Raw genomic sequence first — 17934 nt, 5'->3', positions numbered from 1 at the left:
AGGAGATCCTTCAGCTGGAGTTCGTTACCCGTTCATCAAGCCGGGCCGGGCTGTACGCCACCTGTGAGGGCGCTGTGCCAGGACTGCCGAACACGAACCGGTGCTGGGTGAGGTAGCTCACCGCGAACAGCACGGCGTCGGTCGCCAGCTTGGCGGGCAGCAGCGGTAGACCCGCTGCGGTCAGCCCCGCGAGCACGAGGTAGTTGACCAGGGCCAAGGTGACGACCAGGGCCCAGTACCGCCGCGCCGACGTCGCAAGGGTTGCCGTTCGTTCCTTGAACACCAGGTGCCGGTTGACCGCGAAGTTCGTCGTTGAACTGACCGCCCGAGCGGCGAGCACCGACGGCAGCAGTGCACCGGTCGCCGCGTACACCGCGAACAGGGCCACCGCGTCCACGGCCCCGGCCAGCATCGACGAGGCGGAGAAGCGCAGCAGCGGCGCGTACACGCGGGCCGAGTCGATCAGGGGACGGAAGTGCGACGACGCGTTGTGTTCCAGGTACACGGTCGCGATCGGCACCTGGTCGATCGAATGTCCGTGGCGGGTCGCGAGCAGCAGGGCGCGCATCTCGTACTCGAACCGGTCCCCCGGCACGTCCAGCAACCAGGCGAGCTCGCTCGCCGGGTACCCCCGCAACCCCGTCTGCGTGTCCTGGATCCGGCTGCCGGTGACCGCCGCGAAGACGACCCGGGTCAGCGCGTTGCCGGCGCTGCTGCGCAACGGGACGGGCCCGGTGAACCGCCGCACGCCGAGCGTCGTCCGGCCGGTGCGCCGCACGTGGTCCGCGACCCGCAGGATGTCCTCGACCCGATGCTGGCCGTCGGCGTCGGCGCAGACCACGTCCTCGCGGGTGGATCGGAACCCCGTCTTCAACGCCGCGCCCTTGCCCCGGTTCACCGGATGCGTGAGCACCGTCCCGCCCAGGTCGCGCACCGCCTGGAACACCGGCGCGTAGGCGGGTCCGCTGCCGTCGTCGACCACCACGACGGCCTGCCCCGCGCCGCGCAGGCCGTCCACCAGGTCGACGAGGCGCTGGTCCGGCTCGTACGCCGGAATCAGCACGATCATCGTTCGATGTAGAGGATGTCGGAGGTGCCCCGCTCGGCGCCCTTGCCGAGGGGGTTGTTGACCAGCGCACCGTTGAACACCATCGTCGAGGAGCCGCCGCCGTCGAGGTTGTACGCCGTCGTCGCGCCCAGCCCTTGCATCAGCGTCGCGAGCTCGGTCATGGTGACGCCCGCGCTGTAGCCGCTGCTGCGCCCGTCGACGACGACGAACACGAGATGGTTGGCGTCGACCACCCCGACCGCCGTGCGCGGCTGGTCCCCCTGGATCGAGTGGTTGCCGAAGTTCGTGTCGACCTCGACGTTCTCGATGCCGGCGACGACCTGCCCGTCCTGCAGCACCGCCGGCCCGAACGACAGCGTGTTCCACACCCCGGCGTCGAGCAGTTCCTGTGCGGTGGTGGCGGTCTCGTCGTACACCTTCACCGTGCCGTCCCGGTAGAACGCGAGGCCCTGGCGGGCGCCCTTGTCGCGGTACACCACGCCGTTGCGGATCACGATCCCGGTGTCCCGGAACCCGTAGTAGTCGCCGTTGATCGCGAACACGGCGCCGTTGTCCGCGGCGATCTGCGACGTGTTCTCCACGATGTTCGTGCCGAACCGGTTGTCCGCGAACGCCGACCGCAGCCGCGTCGCGTCGGTGAGCACCACGTCGGCGACGAAGTACGTGACGGTGGCACTGCCAGTGCCGGTGACATGCTTGGAGATCGTGACGGTCGCGTCGTCCGACTCGTACGTGGTGCCGGTGACGGTCGTCTCGGCGTCGCTGCGGTCCTCGGCGCTGCCGGCGTGCGCGGCCTCGTACGCGTCGACGTCGGCGATCTGCACGTGATCCACGACGTACCGGTCGAGGGCCCACGCGGTGCCACCGCCCGCCGCCAGCACCAGCGCCGTGATGCCACCGACGACGGCCCGGCGCACCCGGCTGCTCCTGTTCGATGCGTTCATGTCACCTGGGTACGCACCGAACCCGTGCCGCCCTTGCGAACCGCCTGTGACCCAGCTGTGCTGTCGCCCGTCCGGCCGGCCCGCAACCAGTTGGGACCCGTTCCAGCTGGAATACGGCGAGCGCCCCGAGACCGCGGCGCCCCGCATGCGCTTCGCCCGCGAGCTGGCCGACGCGCTTGCCCTCGCCCCCGGCCCTGGCCGCCTGACCCACCTGGCGGCAGGAAAGCGCTCCTCCCAGAGAGCGCTCCCCCGCCTGAGGGATCGATGGGGCCGATTGCGGCATGTGATCGCTGGCAGGTGTGCGGCCTGCGGGAAAACGGATTCTTGGAGAGCGCTCTCCCATTTGTCCGGATCCATTGACATCGGTCGAGTGAGGGGTTCAGTGTGAGACGACAGAGAGCGCTCTCTGGCAAGATCACCGGCCCGCTGCCACGGGTTCGGTGCCGGTCGGACCCCGCCCCCGACCGTTCCCGCAGAACCGGAGGACCCTCATGTCCCGCTACGCCCTCGCGGGCAGAATGCGGCTGCGCACCCTGGTGCTCGGTGCCGCGCTCACCGCGTTGCTCGGCACGTTCCTCACCGCTCAGGCCCTGCAGTCCGCCGACGCCGCCGAGACCCCGCTCTCACAGGGCAAGCCGGCCACGGCGTCGTCGACCGAGAACGGGGGCACCCCAGCCTCCAACGCCGTCGACGGCAACGCCGGCACCCGCTGGTCGAGCGCGTTCAGCGACCCGCAGTGGCTGCAGGTCGACCTGGGCTCGACCGCCACGATCACCAAGGTCGTGCTCAACTGGGAGGCCGCGTACGCCAAGAACTTCACCATCCAGACGTCGGCCGACGGCACCTCGTGGACGACGATCAACACCACCGTCAACGGCACGGGTGGCGTGCAGACGCTGAACGTGACGGGTTCCGGCCGGTACGTGCGGCTGAACACCACCGCGCGCGCCACGCAGTACGGGGCGTCGTTGTGGGAGTTCCAGGTGTTCGGCACCGGCGGGGTCCAGCCGACCCCGACGACCAGCGCGCCGTCCGGCACCGGCTGGGTGAAGATGGACCAGGCGAAGTGGGCCGCGCAGCTCGCGCAGTTCAACGCGCTGCCCATGCACCCGGCGCCCGCCAACGCCGTTCGCGTCTCGGAGTTCAACGCGGCGTGCACCTACAGCCACTCGTTCAAGGACGACCCGATCGTCTTCCCCGGGCTGCCCGGCGCGTCGCACATGCACAGCTTCCTGGGCAACCGCAGCACCAACGCCAACACCACGACCGAGTCGCTCCTGGCCAACACGTCGTCGAGCTGCGGCCCGGCGCTGGACCACTCCGCCTACTGGATTCCGACGCTCTACCAGAACGGCGTGGCGATCGAGCCCCGCGGCGTGACCGTGTACTACGGCTCGCGCCTGCAGGACCCGACCAAGACGGTGCCGTTCCCGCAGGGCTTCCGGATGATCGCCGGTGACGCCAAGCGGCAGGTCGCGACCCCGTCCGGCGCACCCGGCCAGTTCTGGTGCGCGGGCCCCGGCGGCGAGATCGGCCGCAGCGCGGACGGTAACTGGCCGATCTGCGCGCAGACCGCCAACCTCACGTTCCAGCTCGTCTTCCAGGACTGCTGGGACGGGGTGAACCTGGACAGCCCCGACCACAAGTCGCACGTGTCGACCAACCTGGTCAACGGGCAGTGCGGCGGGGCGTTCCCGGTCGCGATCCCGAACGTGTCCTTCGTCATCGACTACGACACGCACGGCAGCGCGGCCGGCTACACCCTCGCGTCGGGCCTGGCGTCGTCGATGCACGGCGACAACTTCTTCGCCTGGGACAACGTGGCCCTCGGCCAGCGGGTGAAGGACTGCATCGTCCAGAAGGCCAAGTGCAACACCGCCGGCACGTTCTGACGAAGCACGAACAGTGACACGAACGTTCCACGATGGATGACGTGGTCCTGGCTGGCGGGCCAGGACCACGTTCCCTCAAAGAGGATCAGCCGCGGTGCCACTTCTGGTTGGAGCTACCGGTGCAGGTCCACTGGATGAGCTTGGCCCCGTCGTTGGCGTTGAAGGACTGGATGTCCAGGCACTTGCCGGACTGCAGGTTCACGATGTCGCCGGCGCCGTTGAGCGTGAAGCGCTGGGCGCCGGAGCCGTTGCACGTCCAGATCTGGATCTTCGCGTCGTTGGCCAGGGAGCCGGCCGCGACGTCCATGCACTTGCCGCCGGCCTGGATCGTGTCGCCGCTGAACGTCCAGTTCTGCGCGCCGGTGCCGTTGCAGTTCCACATCTGCAGCTGGTTGCCGTCGGTGAAGTTCGACGACGGCACGTCGACGCACTTGGAGTTCATGTTGCTGATGATGCGGTTGCCGGTCGGCTGCGGGTTGCCGCCGCCGGTGAACGAGGTGAGCACGATGCCGGCGGCACGGGGGTCGCCGTCGTGCACCAGGGACTCGAACGCGCCCACGTCGTCGAAGGGGAAGGCGTACGCCTTGCCGTCGACCATGTTCGCGTGAATGATCTTGGCGTACTGGTTGGTCGGGTTGTTCTTGTAGAAGTCCGCCGCGTTGGTGCTCGGCTGGGTGTCGATGGTGCCCAGCGTGCCGCGGTTGAGGGCGGCGCACAGGGTGCGCGAGATGGGCCCGACGACCAGGTCGTTCGGCGCGGCGAGGCGGCCGGCGCAGCCCCACACGTCGGCGCTGGTCGGCCGCTGGAACGACGCGACCTGCTGGCCGGCGGAGTTGGTGAAGTTCATCGTCGTGCCGGAGGTGCGCCCGAAGTACCTGGTGTTCGGCTGGTCGCCGAAGGGCACCACGGTCAGCGTCTTGGACGCGTAGGCGCCCCAGGCCGAGTTGATGTACGAGTCGAGGTACGTGCTGCTGAGCCCGCCCGCCTCGGCCGCCTTGCCGGGTGCGAGGACACGCAGCACGGTGCCGTCGCCGCGGGTGTAGATCGAGCCGCCCCAGCCGGCCTGGTTGCGGATGCCGTTGATGACCGCGTCGCGGCCGCCGGAGACGAGGTCGCCGGTGCGCTTCGTCGCGCCCGTGGCACCCGTGACGGTCACCGCGTGCGGCACCGCGAACATGTCGACCTGGGAGCTGTTGAGCCACAGCCCGGCGTCGTTGTAGGTGAACTCGCTCCAGTCGAACAGGATGTCGCGGTTGGAGTCACCGCCGGCCCACGGCGCGGGCTGGACCAGGCCGTCCGGGGTGAGGAAGAAGTTGAGCCGCTGGCCGAGGGAGAAGTAGACCCGGCCGGACAGCCCGCGCGGGATCTGGATGGTCTTCGTGCCGCCGTTGCCGGGGCCGGCGATCGACACGTCCGGCGCCGGGGTGGGCGGCAGCCCGCCGGCCGGCCAGTTGTTGAAGGTGCCGGCGGCGTTGACGTAGCCGAGCCGGCCGGTGCTCAGGTTGACGCCGAGCACGTAGAGGTACACGGCGTCGCCGCGGCCGGTCGAGTTGGTGACGGTCAGGGGCAGCAGGCTCGGCCCGATGGCGTGGGCGGCGGTGCCCGCCGCGAGGGCGATCGGGACTGCCAGGACGAGGGTCGCGGCCGCGCGTAGCAGCCTGGTCAAGGTGCGCAAGATGGCTCCTCGGTTCCGCAGGACAGCCGGGATTGCCTCCGGTGGCGGCCGGACCGGCTGTCGCCGACGTTGGTGTGATCCGCCGGTGCACTCAACTGTGAAGAATCTTTAGTGAGAGCGCTCTCACAGCATCGAGGCGAGATCGGAGCATGTCAATAGGGTGCGAATAGGCCGGACGACTACCTGTTACGGCTGCGGCACGGTCCGGGGCCGCCGCCGCGGCGCGGTCTCCATCACCGAGACACGGTCCCGGCCGCGGACCTTCGCGTCGTACAGGGCCCGGTCGGCGGCGGCCAGCAGCGCCTCGGGCTCCACGGCCACCGAGCGGGTGGACGCCAGGCCGATGCTGAGGGTCGGCAGCCCGTCGGGCAGATCCGTCATCCGGGCGACCGAGGCCCGCACCACCGCGGCGATGCGCCGCGCGGCCGCGGCGTCACCCGCCACCACCACCGCGAACTCGTCCCCACCGAGGCGGGCGACGGTGGCGCTGCCGGCATCGCCCGCGGCGGACCGCAGCGCGGCCGCGACCTGCACCAGGACCCGGTCACCGGCCGCGTGGCCCCAGGTGTCGTTGATCGTCTTGAAGTGGTCGACGTCGATGATGAGCAGGCAGCGCTCGGCGGCCGTGCGCCGCCCGGCCGCCAGCGCGTCGGCGAGGTCCCGGTCGAACGCGCGCCGGTTGGGCAGGCCGGTGAGCGGGTCGCTCAAGGCCTGCAGCTCCAGCGCCGCGACCAGCGCCTCGGCCCGCCCGCGCAGCGTGCTGACCACGACGGTCAGCACGCAGTACGCGGTGATCAGGGCTGCGACGTCGGTCACCCCGACGCTGACCGGCTGCAGCGTGAACGTCACCGCGGCGTCGGTCGCGCTGGCGGCGGCGAGCAGCCAGTAGGCGACGTCCCGCCGCAGAAACGTCGCCGCGTACAGCAACGGCCACAGATAGTAGAGGTGTGCGCTGACGCTCACATCCTCCGTGGCGAGGTTCAACCCGCCGATGATCACCACGCCGAGCACCGGCACGCCGACCCAGAACGGCTCGGGCACCCGCTCCGGCATGACCCGGCAGCACGCGCCGGCGAGGACCGACGCGCCGCCGGTCACGACGGTGGCGAACACACCCCCGGTGGTGCCGCCGGCGAACCCGGGCACGAGCAGGGCGCAGGTGCCGACGACCGCGCCGCCGGCCATGAGGAAGTACGCGACGGCACGCGTCGCGGCCACCCGGTCCCGGGCGAGGATCATCGACCGTCGCAGCGACGCCACCCTGCTGCAATCGGCACACAGCAGGCGTACCTGAGCAGAACCGCGGGTGTGCCTCCCCCCTACGCAGGAAAAGGACCACCTACAATTCCCCGACGGTTCGCGCAAGATTGGTTGCCGGCGCAACGATCCAGGTGGGCCGCACCGGCATGATCGACGATCGGGGGCGCATTGCCTGCTCGGGGAGACGGCTTACGGCAGTCCGGCGAAGACGTCGTCGATCAGGGGACGGCCCGGAGCGCGGCCGTGCTGGACGAACCACTCGCGCCCCATCAGCACCCGGAACAGCGGCCGCGGCAGTTTCAGCAGGACCGCGAGGGTGCGCCGGCCCGTGTCGGCCCCGGCCTGGCTGGCGTGCGCGGCCATCGCGGCCCGCTTGGCCCCGGCGTAGGCCCGCACGTCGACCCGGTGGGTGAGCCGCTCCGGCGCGGCGAACGCACCGGCGAACCGGGCCGGGTGGAAGTCCGCCGGCACGCCCGGCAGCCAGTGCACGGCCCGCAGGACCCGCTGCAGCAGCCGCCGGTCGACGGTCGCCTCCAGCACCACCGCGGTCCCGGCCAGCTCCGCGGCCCGGGTGCCCACCTGGTGCACCCGCACGTGGTCGGGGTGCCCGTAGCCGCCGGCCGGGTCGTAGATCGTGAGCACGTCGGCCTGCTCCTGCCGCAGCAGCTCGGCGAGCCGCCGCGCCGCTTCCTCCGGGTCGGTGCCGGCAAACGCGTCCGCGGCGCCGGACGGGGCATCCGCCATCCCGGAGTCCCCGTAGCCGAGGCACTCGACCCGGGCGCACCCGAGCGCCTCCGCGGAGCGGTGCAGCTCGGCCAGCCGGCGCCGCGCGAGGGGCCCCTCGGCCAGGACCTCGGAGGACGCCAGCCCCGCCCCACCGGCGGTGGCCACGACCAGGACGACGCGGTGCCCCTCGGCGGCCGCACGGGCGAGAGTCCCGGCGGTCAGCAACGCCTCGTCGTCCGGATGAGCATGAAACGACACCATCGTGTACGGCACCGGCCAATGCTCCCACCTTCCCCCGGGCGCCGGCCGCCACCGCTTCGGAGCCCCTGTTCATGAGAATCGCGCACGTCACCGACTTCTTCCTCCCCCGCCTCGGCGGCATCGAGATGCAGGTGCACGACCTGGCCGTCCGGCAGCAGGCGGCCGGCCACGAGGTCGAGATCATCACCACCACCCCCGGCGGTCCCGCCGACGACGGCGAGTTGCGGGTGCACCGGCTCTCCGAGCGGCTGTGGCTGCTGCCCGCCGAGGTGCGCCCCGGCGTGCTGCGGGCCGGCCGTGAGCTGCTGCTGAACGGGCGGTACGACGTGCTGCACGTGCACGCCGGGCCGGCCTCGCCGCTCGCCTTCGCCGCCGCGGCCCTCGCCGACCGGGTCCCGACGGTGGTGACGATCCACTCCCTGCTGTCGCACCTGGAGCACGCGTTCCGGGCGCTGGACACCGCCTCCGGCTGGACCCGCTGGCCGGCGGTGTGGACCGCGGTCAGCGACGTCGCGGCGGCACCCCTGCAGCGCCTCGTCTGGCCGATGGAGGTGCACGTGCTGCCGAACGGGATCGACACCGACCGCTGGCGGGTCGACCCGCACCCGGCGGACCCGTCCGGCGTGCTGGTCGCCGCGGTGATGCGCCTCGCCGCCCGGAAACGTCCGATGCAGCTGCTGCGGCTGCTGCGCCAGGCCCGCGCGACCCTGCCGGCGGCGGCCGGCCTGCGGGTGGTCATCGCCGGTGAGGGCCCCCGGCGCCCGGCGATGGAGCGCTACCTGCGCCGGCACGGGATGACCGGATGGGTGAGCCTGCCGGGTAGGCTGTCCCGACCGCAGATCAGGTCCCTGTTCGCGCAGAGTGACCTGTTCGTCGCGCCGGCGATCCTGGAGTCCTTCGGGATCGCCGCGCTGGAGGCACGGTGCGCCGGGCTTCCGGTGGTCGCGCGGGCCGAGGGCGGGATCGGCCAGCTCATCGCCGACGGCAGGGAGGGTGTTTTGGTCGACAGCGACGCCGCGATGGCCGACGCGATCGCCGCACTCGCCATGGATCCGGCGCTGCGCGGGCGGATCGCCGCGCACAACCTGGCGACGTCGCCGCCGGTGGCGTGGCCGGACGTCCTCGCCAGGACCGCCGGGCTCTACGAGCTCGCCGCGGCGCACCGTGCACCGATCGGCGCCGGAGCGTGACCCTGCGCCCCGTCACGGACCGCCCAGTCACGACCACCCCACCCACCCGCCGCCGGCGCCCCAACATCCTCGGCGAACTGCTGATCGTGGTGCTGCTGGTCAAGGTGTACGACCTGATCCGCTCCCTCGCCGCGGTGCGGGAGGCGCCCGCCCACCGGCACGGCGCCGAGGTGCTGTCCATCGAGCGGCTGCTGCACCTGGACTGGGAGCTGGCCGCCAACCGGTGGCTGACCGACCATCCCCCGCTCGCCCTGGCCGCGGTGTACTGGTATCAGTTCGCCCACATCGGGGTGTCCCTGGCCGTGCTGGTCTGGTGCTACATCGCCGGGCCGCAGCTGTACCGGCCGATGCGCAACGCCCTGGTCATCACCAATGTGACCGGGATGACCGTCTTCTACCTGCTGCCGGTGATGCCGCCGAGGCTGATGCCGGGCGGCGGCTACGTCGACACGATCGCGGCCGCGGGGTTCAGCCTGGACCACGGCGGCCAGGTGCCCGCCGACCAGTACGCGGCGATGCCGTCGCTGCACCTGGCCTGGGCCGTGTGGACGGCGTGCGTCGCGGCGGCGCTGCTGGCCGGCCGGCGCGGGCGGGCGCTGTGCTACCTGTACCCCACCACCACCGGGATCGTCGTGGTCGTCACGGCGAACCACTGGGTCCTCGACGTCGTCGCCGGGGTCGTCGTCGGGCTCGCCGCGGTCGCGCTGGCCCCGGCGCTGCCGCCGTTGCCGGCCCGCCTGACCACCCCGCCGTGGCGGTGGGCGGCCCTAAATGATGCGGCGGCGCAGGAGCACCGCGAGGACGAACGCGCTGGGCAGCAGCGGCAGCCACACGGTGATCAGCCGATACCCCACCACCGCACCGAGCGCCACCGCGGAGGTGACGCCGATCGCGGCGAGCCCGGCCAGCATGGCGACGTCCAGCGCGCCGATGCCACCGGGTGACGGCACGAACGCCGACAGGGTCGACACGACCAGGTAGACCACGACGGCCGTGCCGACCGTCACCGCGACGCCGAGGCTGCGCAGCACCGCGTAGAGGATGACCGAGTGCAGCAGCGGCGTGGACAGCGACCCGAGCCACAGCGCCGCCGCCCGGTACGGGTCGCGCAGCACACCCCACAGGCCCCGCAGGTCCTCCGTCACCCGCCGGCCCACGGCGGCGACCCTGCCCGCGAGCCGGTGCCGCCACGCGGGCCGCACCGAGGCAACCAGCACCCCGGCCAGCAGCGCGGCGCACAGGCCCAGCAGCACCCAGCCGATCGGCCCGGCCGCGCGCGACGCCGCGTCCCGCCAGGAGCCGGGCACGTGGATGCCGCGGGCCAGGGACGGGCTGACCGCGACGGCCACCACCAGCAGCAGCGTGTGCGTCAGCATGCCGACGAGGGTGTTGAGCCCGACCGACCCGACCGCGGCACCCGTGCCGAGGCCGTGCCGGCGCAGGAACCGGATGTTGATCCCCATCCCGCCCGAACCGGCCGGCAGGACGTGATTGGCGAAGGACGCGGCGACCTGCACCGCGAGGAGCTTGCCGACCGGGGGCCGCAGCGACATCGACCCGATCTGCGTGATCGTCCCGGCGACCCAGATGGAGGCGGTGCCGAGCGCGGCGACGACCAGCCAGGCGCTGTTGGCCCGGGCCAGCCCGGCGGCACCGGCGCTGACCGTCGACCAGTGCGTCACGGCGAGGACGACGACGGTGACCGCCACGGCGATCGCGAGCAGTGCCCGGGGCAACGACGATCCCCACACCGACTCGGTCGTGCCGCTGTCAGGCGGCGCGTCGACCGCGGCCTCGTTCACAGTCATTGCGCTCCTACCGCTCCTGGGTCCATGGCGGACCGACGCGCCGGATGCATGCGAAAGCGAGCGGGCCGCAGGGGGGATATCGATATCAATCAGTCGAAATCCTGCAACTCGCTCAATCCGGGCGCCAATTCTACAGGTGGCGGGCGGTGTGCCGACCAGGGACCAAGCGGTGAACAGAGGGTGATGCGACGGCTACGACGCAAGGGCCGCTTCGAGGGCGTCGTACATGGCGTTGCTGCGGTCGTGGTCGCCGAGGCGGCGGGTGACGTACGCCAGGCTGTAGCCGGACGACTCGTCGCTGCCGGCCGAGGAGCCGCCGATGCCGCCCATGCCGAACCAGGCATCCTCGCGCCGCCAGCCGAGCGTCCAGGTGGCGTCCTCCTGCAGCAGCAGGTCGAACCCCACCACCTGCGGGCCGATCGCCTCGGCGAGCACGGCCGGCGGCAGCAGGTCGGGCAGGGTGGCGTAGAAGCCGGCGAGGCCGCGGGCGGTCGCGTGGCAGTTGACCGCGGGGAGCTCGCCGCCGCGCCACAGCGGCCCGTTGACGACGTCGGTGGCGAGCAGGGCAGCCGGGCCCAGCGCGCGGGCCCACAGGTCGCCGTGGCCGCGCAGCTGCCGCTCGGGCCAGTCGGGGGTGGCGTGCTCGACCTCGGCGCAGCGCGCCGCATCGGCCGGGGACAGCCCGAAGTGGACGTCGAGGCCGAGGGTGCGCACGACGTCGCCGACGCTCTCGCCGGTGGCGCCGCGCAGGATCTGGCCGAGAATCGTGCCGTAGGTGAGGGCGTGCTCACCGACGGCCGTGCCGGGCTCCCACTCGAAGGGGGTCGCCGCGATCGCCGCGGCGAACCGCGTCTCATCCAGCACCTCGGAAATATCCGAGACCACCGCTGCCGGCAGGCCCGCCGCATGGGACAGCGCGTGCCGCACCGTGGCGGCCGGGTGCGGGAACGCCTTCCAGTACGCCGCGATCGGCGCGTCGAGCTCGATCCGCCCGTCCGCGACCCGGCGCAGCACCGCCATGGCGGCGACCGGCTTGCCCGCGGAGAACACCGTCGACAGCGTGTCCGCCTGCCACGGCCGGGTCCGGGCGGCGTCGGCCCAACCGCCCCACAGGTCCACCACCAGGGCCCCACCGGCGTACGCGGCGACGGAAGCCCCTGTCTCCGCCCCGTCGACGAACAGCTGCTCGAACGTCGCACTGACCGCCTCGAACCCGGGTGCCACGGTGCCCCGCACGATGTCTGTCACGCGCCGCACCCTACCGGCGGGGTTCGCGGCCCGCCGCGCAATTCCGTCAGTCCTCGCGATCGCCGCCGCGGGTGGTGTACAGCGATGCCTCGAACTTTCGTTTGAGCGCCGGCACCCGGTCGGTGGCCCGCAGGAACGCCCGCTGACCAGCGAGGGCGAGCCGCCCGATCACCGGCCGGTGGACCAGCTGGTCGCCGCCCGTGCGGGCCTTGGAGGCGGCCACCGCGGCGAAGCCGTAGTCGCGCATCCGACGCTCGTACCCCTCGATCCGGCCGGACAGCGGACCCTCGCCGGATGTGAGCGCCCGCACGAGGTTGCGCGCGTCGCGCAGCGCGGTGTTGGCACCGACGCCCTGGCCGGGGGTCATGGTGTGGATCGCGTCGCCCAGCAGCGTGACGTTGCCGGCCGGCCAGGCCGGGACCGGCACCGAGGTGCGGATGGTGATCGGGAAGCAGCTGGCCGGGTCGGTGGCCGCGAACAGCCGCCGCAGCCCCGGATCCCACCGCGGGGTCATGGCGAGGGTCTGCTCGACGAGCCGGGGCCCGGCGAAGCCGGTGACGCCCTCGGGAAAGCGGTCCCGGTGGGCGGAGATGCCCCAGTTGACGTGGTCGCGGGTCGGGTCGTCCGGCAGCGGCGACGCACCGCCCGGTCCCCACGGGAACTCCATCACGTGCAGGATGCAGGCCAGCCCGTGCGGGGCGAGGATCAGCCCGATGCCCGGGAACACGCCCTCGGGCAGCAGGGCGCGGGTCTGCGCGGTGAGAGCCACCTTCCCGCCGATCGCGACGACGCCGGAGTCCTCGACCCGGGCGTGCGGCAGCAGCTGGGCGCGCACCCGGGAGTTCGTGCCGTCGGCGCCGACGAGCAGGTCGCCGGTCGCGGTGGAGCCGTCGGCGAAGTGCGCGGTGACGGTGCCGTCGTGCTGCTCGTAGTGCGTGAACTCGCGGCCGAACCGGACCTCGATCCCGGTGTACAGGACCTGCCGCAGCGTCATCCGGCTCACCGACTTCTCGTCGTTGACGTCGTCGGCCGGTGGCCGCAGCGGGACGGTCAGGGTGTGGCGCAGCCGCTCGTCGAGGAACGCAAACGTCTCCGGCGGGGCCGCACAGGTGCGCCGGAACAGGTCGTACACCTCCGGCGGCAGGCAGGCCTTCAGCGCGCGGCTGCCGTCCGGGTCGATGCCGACCCGGTAGCCGTGCAGGCCGTCCGTGCGGGTCCGGTGCCGCTCGAAGACCTGGACGTCGATGCCCGCGCGGCGCAGGCCGTGCGCGAGGCACATACCGCCGGTGCCGCCGCCGATGACGATCACGCGCATGACTTCTCCTAGAAATTCTGATTACTTGACTTTCTAATTACTTAGCCTACGAGGGGTCCCGTACGATCGGCAAGTGGGAACGACCGCACGCGCCGACCTGCTCGCCGAGCTCGGCCAGGTCATGCAGGCCTATCAGCGCGCCATCGACGTGCTCGACCAGCGCGTCGCCGACCGGCTCGGGCTCAACCGCACCGACATGCGGTGCCTGGAGCTGCTGTTCGCGCCCTCGCCGCTCAGCCCCGGCGAGCTCGCCACCGCCGCCGGGCTCACCACCGGGGGCGTGACGACGGCGATCGACCGCCTGGAACGCGCCGGCTACGTGACCCGCGAGCGGGACTCCGCCGACCGCCGCCGGGTCACGGTGCACCCGACCGACCAGGCCCGGCGGGTGGTCGAGGAGATCTACGGGCCGATCGTGGCCGAGGGCGACGCGCATCTCGCGCGATACGACGACGCCACCCTCCGCCACATGGTCGAGTTCCTGACGTTCGCCACCGACCAGCAGCACCGCCACGCGGAGCGCCTGACCAGGTAGCACCACGGGAGCGCATGGCGCGTCGCTCTGTCGCGGGGTTGCGCGGATCTCCTACAGTCCTCGTGTGACCGACGCGCCGCCGCCCTCGCCCGACCATCTCGACCAGGGTCCCCCGCAGGCTCCCTACGCGGCGCCGTTCATCCCGCCGATCGACACCGACGGCGCTCCTTCCGAGCCCGGGCACACGCCGCCGCCCTCGCCCGACGGCGTCGACGACGGGCCGCCGCCCGGGCTGTGGCAGAAGATGCGCGCCGACCCCGAGTACGCCCCGGAGCACCTCGCGATCGAGGCGGTCACGCGGATCGGCCCGAAGATGGTCATCGAACTGCAGAAGCTGCGCGCCATGAACCCGGGCGCGCCGCCGGACGCGCTCGCCAGCATGGTCGTCTACCGGTACACCAACCACGCCCGCCTCTCCGGCGCGGTCTCCGGTGCCGTCGGCCTCGCCGGCGCGGTCCTCGACGTCGGCGTCCTCGCCTGGACCCAGGCGAAGATGGTGCTGCTCATCGCCGTCATCTACGGCCGCGACCCGGCCGACCCCGAGCGCGCCATCGAGCTGCTCGTGCTGCAGGGCGTGCACAAGTACACCGACACGGCCCGCGCCGCGCTGCAGGTCGCCCGGGGCCGCCAGGGCATCGAGACGCTGCTGCCGGACAAGCGCCGGCCGTTGAACCAGATGCTGATGAGCCTCGGCCTGAAGCTCGCCCAGATGGCCGGGATCAAGGCCGCGAAGCGCATCTTCGCGAAGCTCGTCCCGGGCGCGGCGATCATCCTCGGCAGCTTCGCCAACGCGGGCGCCACGAAGGCCCTCGCGAAGAAGGCGATGGCGCTCTACAGCCGGCCCCAGCTCCCCGCCCAGCGCCCGCCGCTGCAGCTGCCCTCCGCCGAGCCGCGCAAGCCCTAGGGCATCCGCAGCAGGTGTCCGGCCCGCCGCGCGACGGACTCCATGGTCGCGCGGTAGGCGGCCCTGGTCGTCGTGCCGTCCAGCAGGCCGCGCACCGCCGCGACCTCCACGTCGTCCGGCGCCTCGCGGGCCCTGCGTTGCTGGTGTGCCCGGGCCAGATGCCGGGCGATCAGGACGCAGTAGATCACCACGAGCAGCGCGGCAACGGACATCGTCGCGAACATCCTGAAGACCCTACGGGCCGCCCTCACCCGGTCCGGCGCAGCGTCGCAAAGACGACGACGTTGCCACGGTAGGAGCGGCGCAACCGGTCGAACGTCCCGCCGCACGTGATCAGCCGCAGCACGGGGCGGTCGACCGCGCCGTACACCTCGTCGGACGGGAACCGCTCCTTCGGGTACTCCTCGACCCGGTCGACGCCGAACACCGCGATCGTGCCGTCGGCCCGGCGCACGCTGACCTCGTCGCCCGGGCGCAGGTCGCGCAGCTGGTAGAACACCGCCGGCCCGTCCCTGGCCGTGTCGACGTGCCCGAGGATCACCGCCGGCCCGGCCTCGCCCGGGGTCGCGAGGTTGCGGTACCACCCCGCGGGCGCACCGGCCCGCAGCGGCGGCACCGCGATCGTGCCGTCGGGGTTGAGCCCCAGCTCCATGATCGCGGTGCTGACGCCGATCGCCGGGATGTCGAGGTGCACGGGCACCGAGGCCCCCATCCCCACCGCGGCCGTGCCCACCCCGCTCGTGCCGCTCGGTGTGGTCGCGGGCGCTGTGGGGGTGCCGGTGGCGGGGCTGGGGCCGGGCGGTCCGAGTGGCTCCTGCCCGGCGGCGACCTGCTGCTCGGCCCGGCGCTGCGGGTCGGCCCGGCGCTGCGGCTCCCCGGCCGGCGCCGCGCCGATCACCACGAGCGCGAGACCCGCGACCGCGCAGACGGCCGTCACCGCGTCGACCACCCGGCGGCGCCGCCGGGGCTCCATCGCCTCGACCCGATCCCGCATCCTGCGCACCACACGACCGCGCCGCTGCGGACCGGACCGCGGCGGGCCGGGGTGCATCAGCGCCAGCCGGTGGCCGGTCGCAGCCGGAACACGACGAGCGCCGCGGCGGCCAGCAGCAGGGCGATGCCGGTGCCGGCGAGCAACGGGGAACGCATGCCGAGACCACCACCGCCGCCCGTGCCGGGGGCGCCGCTCGGTGTCGCCGGGCCGGCCGTGGTCGTCGCCCCGCCGCCCGCCACGCCCGCGGAACTGCCGCCCGTCGCGCCGCCCGCCGTTGCGCCGCCATTGGCCGTTGCGCCGCCGTTGGCCGTTGCGCCGCCGCTGTTTGCTGTTGCGCCGCCGCCGGCCGCGCCCGCGGAGCTGCCGCCGGCGCCGGTCGAGGAGCCGCCGCCCGTCGCGCCACTGCCGGCTCCGGTCGAGCCGCCGGTGGCGGCGCCCGAGGTGCGGGCGGCGCTGCCGGACGGTCCCGGGGTGGTGCGGGTGGCGGTCGGGGATGCCGTGCCGGTCGCGCCGGGGGCGGCGCCGTTGCGGCGGATCGCGGCGCAGTACGACAGCAGCAGCACCAGCAACACCAGCAGCGCGACCGCGAGGACCGCGGCCACCATTCGGCGCTCGGCCGGCGTGCGCCTCGCGTGTGCTCGCCTCACGGGTTCGGACATCGAGCCATCCCTCCGTGAAGTCGGGGGTCACGGGTGTCTGGAGGTGATACCCAGCCGTCAGCCTGGCATAACCCGCGGTCGATAGCACCTGTCGCCCGGACGTGGGCGGGGCGCGCCGCTCAGCGGGGCGCGCCCGACACCTGCCGCGCCGCCCCCGGTCGCCGGTCCCACAACACCAGCAACCCGATTCCGGCCCGCAGCGACACGGCCACCACCAGCACCCATACGACCCACGGCATGGCTGATACATGCCCCGCGGATCGATGCTCCAACCCGCCTACTCGAACAGCGAGTGGTGGCCGCCGCGGGCGTGGCGGCGGCGCTGGATCACGACGAGGTCGACTGCGGCGACGGCCGCCAGGGCCACGAACAGCCAGGCCGGCAGGGGCAGGTCGGCGCGGAACAGCAGCACCGCGAACACGACGGAGGAGACGAGTCCGAACGTGGCCAGGACCAGCCGCAGGTTCAGGGGGCTGTACGGGTGCCCGACGGTCCCCCGCCGCCCCGGCGGTTGCGCGTCGATGGGCATACCGGTCCCGTACCCGCTGGGCCCGGCGCGAACCCTGGCACCGACGAAACTCGATGGTCGGTGGCGGCGGTGGTCGGTACCGTGGCGGCGTGTCTGCACGTGATCTTCGGTGGGAACCGTGAGCGGGCGGCTGCGGGAGATCGCCCGGCAGAGCGTCGCGATCGCGGCCGCCGGCGAGTACCGCAACCAGGCCGGCGACCTGGTCCGCATCGGCGCCGCGGTGACCGCGGCCGTCGCCGGGACGAGGCTGTACCTGCCGGAGGACCCGCTGCCGCCGCCCCCCGGCCCGGCCGCCGTGCCCGCCGTCGAGGTCACCGGCGAGTCGACCCTGGCCGCGGCCCGCCGCCTCGCGCAGACGCCGGGCGGTGTCGCGTGCCTCGTGTTCGCCTCCGCGAAGAACCCGGGCGGCGGCTTCCTCGGCGGCGCCGAGGCGCAGGAGGAGAGCCTGGCCCGCGCGTCCGCGCTGTACCCGTGCCTGCGCGCGGCACCGGAGTTCTACGCGTTCCACCGCGAGCACCACGACCTGCGGTACAGCGACCGGGTCATCCACTCCCCCGGCGTGCCGGTGTTCCGCGACGACAAAGGGCGGCTCCTCGACGCGGCGCACCACGCCACGTTCCTGACCGCCGCCGCGCCGAACCTCGGCGCGATCCTGCGCAACCAGCCGCAGGACGCCGCCGACGTCCCCGCCGTGCTGCACCGCCGGGCCCGCCGCGTGCTGGCCGTCGCCGCCGCACACGGGCACCGCACCCTGGTCCTCGGCGGCTGGGGCTGCGGCGTGTTCCGCAACGTGCCCGCCGACGTGGCCACCGCGTTCGCCGCCGCCCTCGCCGACGTCCAGCACTTCGACCAGGTCGTGTTCGCGGTGTACGACCGACTCAAGGGCACCCCGGTCCAAGCGGCCTTCGCCGCCGTCTTCCCCTGA

17 protein-coding genes and 1 pseudogene are annotated in these 17934 nt (G+C 73.0%); 6 read left to right on the top strand and 12 right to left on the bottom strand.

What is annotated here, in order from left to right:
* Positions 1–10 precede the first annotated feature (10 nt).
* Complete coding sequence (locus ACFPIJ_RS60825) at positions 11–1069, bottom strand: glycosyltransferase (protein ID WP_380128695.1); 1059 nt, start codon at positions 1067–1069, stop codon at positions 11–13.
* On the bottom strand, positions 1066–2013 hold the full coding sequence (locus ACFPIJ_RS60820) for a phosphodiester glycosidase family protein (protein WP_380128693.1): 948 nt from the start codon (positions 2011–2013) through the stop codon (positions 1066–1068). Before ACFPIJ_RS60820 ends, ACFPIJ_RS60825 begins: the two co-directional genes overlap by 4 nt.
* Positions 2014–2504: 491 nt before the next feature.
* Here ACFPIJ_RS60820 and ACFPIJ_RS60815 point away from each other — a divergent pair, with 491 nt between their 5' ends.
* A complete protein-coding gene (locus ACFPIJ_RS60815; RefSeq protein WP_380128692.1) occupies positions 2505–3905 on the top strand; it encodes a DUF1996 domain-containing protein in 1401 nt (466 codons plus the stop codon).
* A gap of 85 nt (positions 3906–3990) precedes the next feature.
* Here ACFPIJ_RS60815 and ACFPIJ_RS60810 read toward each other — a convergent pair whose 3' ends face one another.
* From ACFPIJ_RS60810 to ACFPIJ_RS60800, 3 genes are all read right to left on the bottom strand, one after another.
* Positions 3991–5580 carry a beta-1,3-glucanase family protein gene (locus tag ACFPIJ_RS60810; RefSeq protein ID WP_380128691.1) on the bottom strand — a complete coding sequence of 530 codons (1590 nt, stop codon included), beginning with the start codon at positions 5578–5580 and terminating at the stop codon, positions 3991–3993.
* Between the two features lie 186 nt (positions 5581–5766).
* Positions 5767–6819, bottom strand: a complete 1053-nt coding sequence (locus tag ACFPIJ_RS60805) for a GGDEF domain-containing protein (RefSeq protein WP_380128690.1) — start codon at positions 6817–6819, stop codon at positions 5767–5769.
* 210 nt (positions 6820–7029) lie between these two features.
* Positions 7030–7839 (bottom strand): PIG-L deacetylase family protein, encoded by an 810-nt coding sequence (locus tag ACFPIJ_RS60800; RefSeq protein WP_380128689.1) that lies wholly within the window; start codon positions 7837–7839, stop codon positions 7030–7032.
* Between the two features lie 59 nt (positions 7840–7898).
* Between ACFPIJ_RS60800 and ACFPIJ_RS60795 the strand changes: the two genes are divergently transcribed.
* Positions 7899–9017: a glycosyltransferase family 4 protein gene (locus ACFPIJ_RS60795; protein WP_380128688.1), complete on the top strand. Its 1119-nt coding sequence runs from the start codon at positions 7899–7901 to the stop codon at positions 9015–9017.
* Positions 8936–9718: pseudogene (locus ACFPIJ_RS60790) on the top strand (phosphatase PAP2 family protein); the annotation flags it as partial. The gene ACFPIJ_RS60795 and the pseudogene ACFPIJ_RS60790, both read left to right, overlap by 82 nt.
* Positions 9719–9784: 66 nt before the next feature.
* On the opposite strand, the gene ACFPIJ_RS60785 reads toward ACFPIJ_RS60790, so the two are convergent.
* From ACFPIJ_RS60785 to ACFPIJ_RS60775, 3 genes are all read right to left on the bottom strand, one after another.
* Positions 9785–10825: a lysylphosphatidylglycerol synthase transmembrane domain-containing protein gene (locus ACFPIJ_RS60785; protein WP_380128687.1), complete on the bottom strand. Its 1041-nt coding sequence runs from the start codon at positions 10823–10825 to the stop codon at positions 9785–9787.
* Between the two features lie 192 nt (positions 10826–11017).
* On the bottom strand, positions 11018–12073 hold the full coding sequence (locus tag ACFPIJ_RS60780; RefSeq protein ID WP_380128686.1) for a serine hydrolase domain-containing protein: 1056 nt from the start codon (positions 12071–12073) through the stop codon (positions 11018–11020).
* 46 nt (positions 12074–12119) lie between these two features.
* Positions 12120–13388, bottom strand: coding sequence for an FAD-dependent oxidoreductase (locus ACFPIJ_RS60775; RefSeq protein WP_380128685.1), 1269 nt, complete (start codon positions 13386–13388; stop codon positions 12120–12122).
* A 73-nt stretch (positions 13389–13461) separates the two neighbouring features.
* Between ACFPIJ_RS60775 and ACFPIJ_RS60770 the strand changes: the two genes are divergently transcribed.
* Together ACFPIJ_RS60770 and ACFPIJ_RS60765 are read left to right on the top strand one after the other, a co-directional pair.
* A complete protein-coding gene (locus ACFPIJ_RS60770; RefSeq protein ID WP_380128684.1) occupies positions 13462–13923 on the top strand; it encodes a MarR family winged helix-turn-helix transcriptional regulator in 462 nt (153 codons plus the stop codon).
* A gap of 64 nt (positions 13924–13987) precedes the next feature.
* Positions 13988–14827: an EcsC family protein gene (locus ACFPIJ_RS60765; RefSeq protein ID WP_380128683.1), complete on the top strand. Its 840-nt coding sequence runs from the start codon at positions 13988–13990 to the stop codon at positions 14825–14827.
* On the opposite strand, the gene ACFPIJ_RS60760 is transcribed toward ACFPIJ_RS60765, so the two are convergent.
* The 4 genes from ACFPIJ_RS60760 to ACFPIJ_RS60745 all read right to left on the bottom strand — a co-directional run bounded on the left by ACFPIJ_RS60760 (position 14824) and on the right by ACFPIJ_RS60745 (position 17009).
* Positions 14824–15051 carry a hypothetical protein gene (locus tag ACFPIJ_RS60760; RefSeq protein ID WP_380128681.1) on the bottom strand — a complete coding sequence of 76 codons (228 nt, stop codon included), beginning with the start codon at positions 15049–15051 and terminating at the stop codon, positions 14824–14826. The genes ACFPIJ_RS60765 and ACFPIJ_RS60760 overlap by 4 nt on opposite strands.
* Positions 15052–15074: 23 nt before the next feature.
* The gene (locus ACFPIJ_RS60755) at positions 15075–15821 is read right to left on the bottom strand and encodes a class F sortase (protein WP_380128680.1); all 747 of its coding nucleotides are present in this window, start codon (positions 15819–15821) and stop codon (positions 15075–15077) included.
* A gap of 56 nt (positions 15822–15877) precedes the next feature.
* Entirely contained in the window at positions 15878–16480 is a 603-nt protein-coding gene (locus ACFPIJ_RS60750; protein ID WP_380128678.1) for a hypothetical protein, read from the bottom strand.
* 277 nt (positions 16481–16757) lie between these two features.
* A complete protein-coding gene (locus ACFPIJ_RS60745; protein WP_380128677.1) occupies positions 16758–17009 on the bottom strand; it encodes a DUF6343 family protein in 252 nt (83 codons plus the stop codon).
* A 118-nt stretch (positions 17010–17127) separates the two neighbouring features.
* On the opposite strand from ACFPIJ_RS60745, the gene ACFPIJ_RS60740 reads away from it, so the two are divergent.
* Entirely contained in the window at positions 17128–17934 is an 807-nt protein-coding gene (locus ACFPIJ_RS60740; RefSeq protein WP_380128676.1) for a TIGR02452 family protein, read from the top strand.

Origin of the sequence: Dactylosporangium cerinum, from assembly GCF_042653625.1 — a bacterium.
Lineage (GTDB): Bacteria > Actinomycetota > Actinomycetes > Mycobacteriales > Micromonosporaceae > Dactylosporangium > Dactylosporangium cerinum.
The sequence above is the reverse complement of the archived record's forward strand: the minus strand, read 5'-3'. Positions and strand labels throughout refer to the sequence as shown.

Bases quoted from the DNA above. Each gene is read 5' to 3' on its own strand.
- ACFPIJ_RS60775 (WP_380128685.1), bottom strand. From the start codon at position 13,388: ATGCGCGTGATCGTCATCGGCGGCGGCACCGGCGGTATGTGCCTCGCG.
- ACFPIJ_RS60825 (WP_380128695.1), bottom strand. From the start codon at position 1,069: ATGATCGTGCTGATTCCGGCGTACGAGCCGGACCAGCGCCTCGTCGAC.
- ACFPIJ_RS60815 (WP_380128692.1), top strand. From the start codon at position 2,505: ATGTCCCGCTACGCCCTCGCGGGCAGAATGCGGCTGCGCACCCTGGTG.
- ACFPIJ_RS60760 (WP_380128681.1), bottom strand. From the start codon at position 15,051: ATGTTCGCGACGATGTCCGTTGCCGCGCTGCTCGTGGTGATCTACTGC.
- ACFPIJ_RS60755 (WP_380128680.1), bottom strand. From the start codon at position 15,821: ATGCGGGATCGGGTCGAGGCGATGGAGCCCCGGCGGCGCCGCCGGGTG.
- ACFPIJ_RS60805 (WP_380128690.1), bottom strand. From the start codon at position 6,819: ATGATCCTCGCCCGGGACCGGGTGGCCGCGACGCGTGCCGTCGCGTAC.
- ACFPIJ_RS60745 (WP_380128677.1), bottom strand. From the start codon at position 17,009: ATGCCCATCGACGCGCAACCGCCGGGGCGGCGGGGGACCGTCGGGCAC.
- ACFPIJ_RS60795 (WP_380128688.1), top strand. From the start codon at position 7,899: ATGAGAATCGCGCACGTCACCGACTTCTTCCTCCCCCGCCTCGGCGGC.
- ACFPIJ_RS60785 (WP_380128687.1), bottom strand. From the start codon at position 10,825: ATGACTGTGAACGAGGCCGCGGTCGACGCGCCGCCTGACAGCGGCACG.
- ACFPIJ_RS60820 (WP_380128693.1), bottom strand. From the start codon at position 2,013: ATGAACGCATCGAACAGGAGCAGCCGGGTGCGCCGGGCCGTCGTCGGT.
- ACFPIJ_RS60750 (WP_380128678.1), bottom strand. From the start codon at position 16,480: ATGTCCGAACCCGTGAGGCGAGCACACGCGAGGCGCACGCCGGCCGAG.